Raw genomic sequence first — 4,607 nt, forward strand, 5'->3', positions numbered from 1 at the left:
AGACATCCCTTTACAAAAAGTTCAGCCCTGGTGGTGGCGCTGTATGCACTGGCCCCTGTTCACAGCCACAGGCCGATCAGCGCTGCACACGCACCAGCGCCGATTCCAGCCCGGCGCCATCGAGTTTCTCTTTGAGCACTTCGGCATCGTCACGCTTGGTGAAAGGACCGATGCGCACCCGGAAGACCGCCCGGCCATTTTGCTCACGCTCGCTCACACGGGCCTCCCAGCCCAGCATGGCCAGCTTGGCGCGCTGGGCGTCTGCGTCGGCCTGGGTGCGGAAGGCGCCCGCCTGCACAAAGTAGTCAAACGGGTCCACACTGCCCTTGGCCGCGGCCTTGGCCACAGCCAGATCGCCCAGCGGGTCAGCGCCCGGCTTGCTCTCGGCCTTGGCCTCGGCTTTGGCGTCTGGCTTGCTCGCGGCAGGCTTGGCAGCCGACGCGGCGGCGCGCACCTCGGGGGCCGGTGCCGATGCGGGGGCTGACGCGGCTGCCGCCACCGCGGGTGCCGCAGGGCGGGCCGGGTTCTTGCCATACAGCGGCGAGTTCGGGTCCCAGTTCTTGTTTTTCTGGGACTCCGCAGCGTCCAGGTCGGCACCGCGGCCATTGCCCTTGTTCAGGAAGGGCACCGGCACCTTGGTCACGTACACGGCCACGGCCAGCGCCGCGCCCAGGCCCACGATGACCCCGACGATGAAGCCGACAATGGTCCCGCCCGTCTGTTGCTTTTTCATATTGGTAGTAACTGCTTACATTCTGGCCGGGGCCGACACGCCCAGCACGGCCAGGCCATTGTGCAATACCTGGGCGGTGGCAGCGACCAGCGCCAGGCGCGCCTTCTTCACAGCCTCGTCGTCCACGAGGATGCGCTCGGCATCGTAATAGCTGTGGTAGCTGGCGGCCAGGTCGCGCAGGTAGAAGGTCACATCGTGTGGCGCCTCACCGTCGGCGGCGGCGGTGAGCATCTCGGGGTACTTGGCCAGTTGCAGCATCAGCGCCTGGGCCTGCGGGCCTTCGAGGGCGGACAGGTCCACATCCTTGAGCGAAGCCACATCACCACCGCCCGCCTCTTGCCACGCACGCAGCACCGACTGGATGCGGGCATGCGCGTACTGCACGTAGTACACGGGGTTGTCGTTGTTCTGTGCCACGGCCAGGTCCACGTCGAAGGTGTACTCGGTGTCGGGCTTGCGGCTGAGCAGGAAGAAGCGCACCGCATCCTTGCTGGTCCACTCGATCAAATCGCGCAGCGTGACGTAGCTGCCGGCACGCTTGCTGATCTTGACCTCTTCGCCGCCCTTGACCACCCGCACCATGGTGTGCAGCACGTAGTCGGGGTAACCCTTGGGGATGCCCACATCGGCCGCCTGCAGGCCGGCGCGCACGCGGGCGATGGTGCCGTGGTGGTCCGTGCCCTGGATGTTGACGACCTTGGTGAAGCCGCGCTCCCACTTGGCAATGTGGTACGCCACGTCGGGCACGAAATAGGTGAAGGTGCCGTCCTGCTTGCGCATGACGCGGTCCTTGTCGTCGCCGTAGTCGGTGCTCTTGAGCCACAGCGCACCGTCCTGCTCGTAGGTCTTGCCGTTGGCGACGAGCTTGTTCACCGTGGCCTCGACACGGCCACTGGTGTACAGGCTGGATTCGAGGTAGTACTCGTCGAACTGGAGGTTGAACGCCTGCAGGTCCTTGTCCTGCTCGTTGCGCAGGTAGGCCACGGCAAACTGGCGGATGTTGTCGTAGTCCTCCACATCGCCGTTGGCCGTGAACTCGCGGTCGTCGGCCTTCACCGTGGCCTTGGCCTTGAAGGCCTCGGCGATGTCGGCGATGTAGTCGCCGTTGTAGAAGTTCTTGGCCAGCGGGTTCTCGCTGTCGGTGGGCCAGCAGTCGTCGCCGGGCTTGAAGCCCTTGGCGCGCAGCTGCGTGCTCTTGGTCAGCGTGTCGATCTGTACGCCTGCGTCGTTGTAATAGAACTCGCGGTGCACCTTCCAGCCCTGGGTGCTGAACAGGTTGCAAATCGCATCGCCCAGCGCGGCCTGGCGACCGTGGCCCACGTGCAGCGGGCCCGTGGGGTTGGCCGACACGAACTCGACCAGCACCTGCTGGCCGTTGCTGGCTTGGTAACCAAAGCGCTCGCCCGCAGCCAGCACCTCACGCACCACTTCCTGCTTGGCGGCGGGTTGGAGGCGGATGTTCAGAAAGCCCGGGCCCGCGATTTCGATGACGGACACCCAGCGCTGAAAGGCGGGCGTGGCTTCGAGTGCGGTCTTGAGCTGTTCCCCCAGTGCGCGCGGGTTGAGCTTGAGGGGCTTGGCCAGTTGCATGGCTGCGGTGCAGGCGAAGTCGCCATGGGCCGCCACCTTGGGAGATTCAAAGGCTGCCTTGGCGCCAGCGCCGGGGGACAGGTTTTCCAGCTCGGCTGCGAGCGCAGCGAGCAATTCATTTTTGGCTGTGAGCATCGGTGGATTTTACGGGTCTGCCAGCAGCAGGGCACCAGACGCGCCGCCAGGAGGCATCCCGCAGCCAAAGGCACAATGGGCCGCAATGCCCTTTCAACCGGAGATTGCGCGTGCAACCCCAGCCCATCCTGCTCTATCGGCGCCGCTGGACCCTGGTGTTTCAGGTGCCTTTTGTGCTGCTGATGGCGGTATGCCTGGCCTTCTCGCTGTACTGGGCGTCTGTATCGAACGACCGGCTGCTCACAGCCCTCTGCCTGTGCGCCGCATTCGTCTCGTTCTGTGTGGGCGGAACCCTGGGCCGGTCCGCCCTGGAGGCCTACCGGGAGCAAGACCCGGCGGTGGTCATTGACGCCACCGGCATCACCGATCTGCGCCAGGACGACCCGCACACCGTGACCTGGGAGGCCATGGAACGTGTGCACCTGGACGACTACGAAGGCGTGATCCTGGTCAAGTTGCGCCCCGGCCACCGGGACTCCGCACGGGGTGTGATCGTCAAGGCACTCAAACGCTGGCAGCAACGGGGGGATGTGGTGTTTGCCCTGGGTGGCCTGGCGCACGACCCCCGGCAGATCCACAAGGCACTGAAAGCCTTTCATGCAGCCGCGGCCACCAGGCCACGCGCAGGGTTGTCATGACTTGTTCGCGTTGTCGCAGGCCATGTTCTATGGTGCAATGCCACCGGGACCCCCCATAACGCATTCACACCAGGAGATTCCATGAAAAAGCTTCTTTCCCTGACTGCACTCGGCCTGGCGCTGACACTGGGCTTTGGTGCCCACGCCGCCGAAGACGCCAAGGCCCCTACCAAACAGCAATCGAAAATGGCGACCTGCAACAAGGACGCTGGAGACATGAAGGGCGACGAGCGCAAAGCCTTCATGAAGACCTGTCTGAGCAACAAGCCCGCCACCCAGCAAGACAAGATGAAAACCTGCAACGCCGATGCCAAGGCCAAGACCCTCAAGGGCGACGAGCGCAAGGCCTTCATGAGCGATTGCCTGAAGAAGTGAAGTAAGTTCATACCCGGTGCAGCGCCACCGGCTCAGACAAAGAAAAGCCCGCCGGCATCAAGCCGGGCGGGCTTTTTTTATCGGGGGGTATTTGCGCTTACCAGCCGCGCGCCCAGAACACCGCAATCACAGCCACCACGGGCAGCACATGCGACTGGATCATCACCAGGCGGCGGACCCGCGCGACCTCTGCGGCGGGAGGCAGCGCACCGGTGCTGCGCAGGTTCTGGCGCCAGCGGCGGAACGCGGCCGAGGGCACAAACGACAGCAGGACCATGGCCAGCACCAGGGTGATCTTGATGTGAAAAAGGGGCTGCGACAAGTACCAAGAAGCGCCCTTCACGCCCCAGATCAACCGGGCCACGCCGCTTCCAATCATGACCGCACCGGCCACACCGTAGATCACATCCAGCCGGGCCAGGCGCTCGACCACGGCGGCGTTGAGCCACTCGATACGGCACAGCGCCGCCTGGCTGGACAGAAAAACCACAAAGGTCAGGATGGCCAGAAGGTGAAAAGCGGCCAGGAAGGCTTCGAGGGTCATGGTGCGAATTCCTTGTAGCGCCCGAGGCCACTGCGCCGCGCCAAGCGCTCACAGTGCCGTCCGGCAGGGCCACCATTGTGCGCGATGGCGCTGACCCGAAGCGCCCCACAAAAAAGCGGCGCGGGCCCGAGAGCCCGCGCCGCTGGAAGCGCTAATTCAGCAAATACCGACCATCAAGCCGCGGTGCGCGCCACCGTCGGCACGGGCACATCCGCCGGCACCGCAGGCGCCGCTGCCGCAGACACCGCGAACGGCAGCGGATGGCCATTCATCGCCGCGTCCAGGCGTTCCTGGTCCAGCGCGTTTTCCCAGCGGGAGACAACCACCGTGGCCACGGCGTTACCGATGAAGTTGGTCAGCGATCGGCATTCGCTCATGAAGCGGTCCACGCCCAGAATCAGCGCCATGCCGGCCACCGGCACTTCGGGCACCACGGCCAGCGTGGCGGCCAGGGTGATGAAGCCCGCGCCCGTCACACCCGCTGCGCCCTTGGAAGACAGCATCGCCACCAGCAGCAGCGCCACCTGGTGGCCCAGCGTCAGCTCGGTGTTGGTAGCCTGGGCGATGAACAGCGCGGCCAGCGTCATGTAGA

Annotated in this window: 6 protein-coding genes; 2 read left to right on the forward strand and 4 right to left on the reverse strand. The window is 65.0% G+C overall.

The window, feature by feature from the left end:
* Positions 1–76: 76 nt before the first annotated feature.
* The gene (locus DBR23_RS11100; protein WP_056747785.1) at positions 77–733 is read right to left on the reverse strand and encodes an SPOR domain-containing protein; all 657 of its coding nucleotides are present in this window, start codon (positions 731–733) and stop codon (positions 77–79) included.
* Positions 734–748: 15 nt separating this feature from the next.
* Complete coding sequence (gene argS / locus DBR23_RS11105) at positions 749–2,458, reverse strand: arginine--tRNA ligase (RefSeq protein WP_108498279.1); 1,710 nt, start codon at positions 2,456–2,458, stop codon at positions 749–751.
* A 110-nt stretch (positions 2,459–2,568) separates the two neighbouring features.
* On the opposite strand from argS, the gene DBR23_RS11110 reads away from it, so the two are divergent.
* On the forward strand, positions 2,569–3,096 hold the full coding sequence (locus tag DBR23_RS11110; protein ID WP_108498289.1) for a hypothetical protein: 528 nt from the start codon (positions 2,569–2,571) through the stop codon (positions 3,094–3,096).
* A gap of 81 nt (positions 3,097–3,177) precedes the next feature.
* Positions 3,178–3,471, forward strand: coding sequence for a PsiF family protein (locus DBR23_RS11115; protein ID WP_056065216.1), 294 nt, complete (start codon positions 3,178–3,180; stop codon positions 3,469–3,471).
* 97 nt (positions 3,472–3,568) lie between these two features.
* Here the strand turns inward: DBR23_RS11115 and DBR23_RS11120 are convergent, their stop codons facing one another.
* The gene (locus DBR23_RS11120; RefSeq protein WP_056065213.1) at positions 3,569–4,015 is read right to left on the reverse strand and encodes a DUF2214 family protein; all 447 of its coding nucleotides are present in this window, start codon (positions 4,013–4,015) and stop codon (positions 3,569–3,571) included.
* 173 nt (positions 4,016–4,188) lie between these two features.
* Positions 4,189–4,607 (reverse strand): cation:dicarboxylate symporter family transporter (locus DBR23_RS30530; RefSeq protein ID WP_233250397.1); only part of this gene is annotated, 419 nt, incomplete at its 5' end.

This window comes from Acidovorax sp. HMWF018, from assembly GCF_003061035.1.
Lineage (GTDB): Bacteria > Pseudomonadota > Gammaproteobacteria > Burkholderiales > Burkholderiaceae_C > Acidovorax > Acidovorax delafieldii.

Excerpts from the sequence above, each read along its gene's own strand:
- DBR23_RS11100 (WP_056747785.1), bottom strand. The coding sequence starts at position 733 with ATGAAAAAGCAACAGACGGGCGGGACCATTGTCGGCTTCATCGTCGGG.
- argS (WP_108498279.1), bottom strand. The coding sequence starts at position 2,458 with ATGCTCACAGCCAAAAATGAATTGCTCGCTGCGCTCGCAGCCGAGCTG.
- DBR23_RS11115 (WP_056065216.1), top strand. The coding sequence starts at position 3,178 with ATGAAAAAGCTTCTTTCCCTGACTGCACTCGGCCTGGCGCTGACACTG.
- DBR23_RS11120 (WP_056065213.1), bottom strand. The coding sequence starts at position 4,015 with ATGACCCTCGAAGCCTTCCTGGCCGCTTTTCACCTTCTGGCCATCCTG.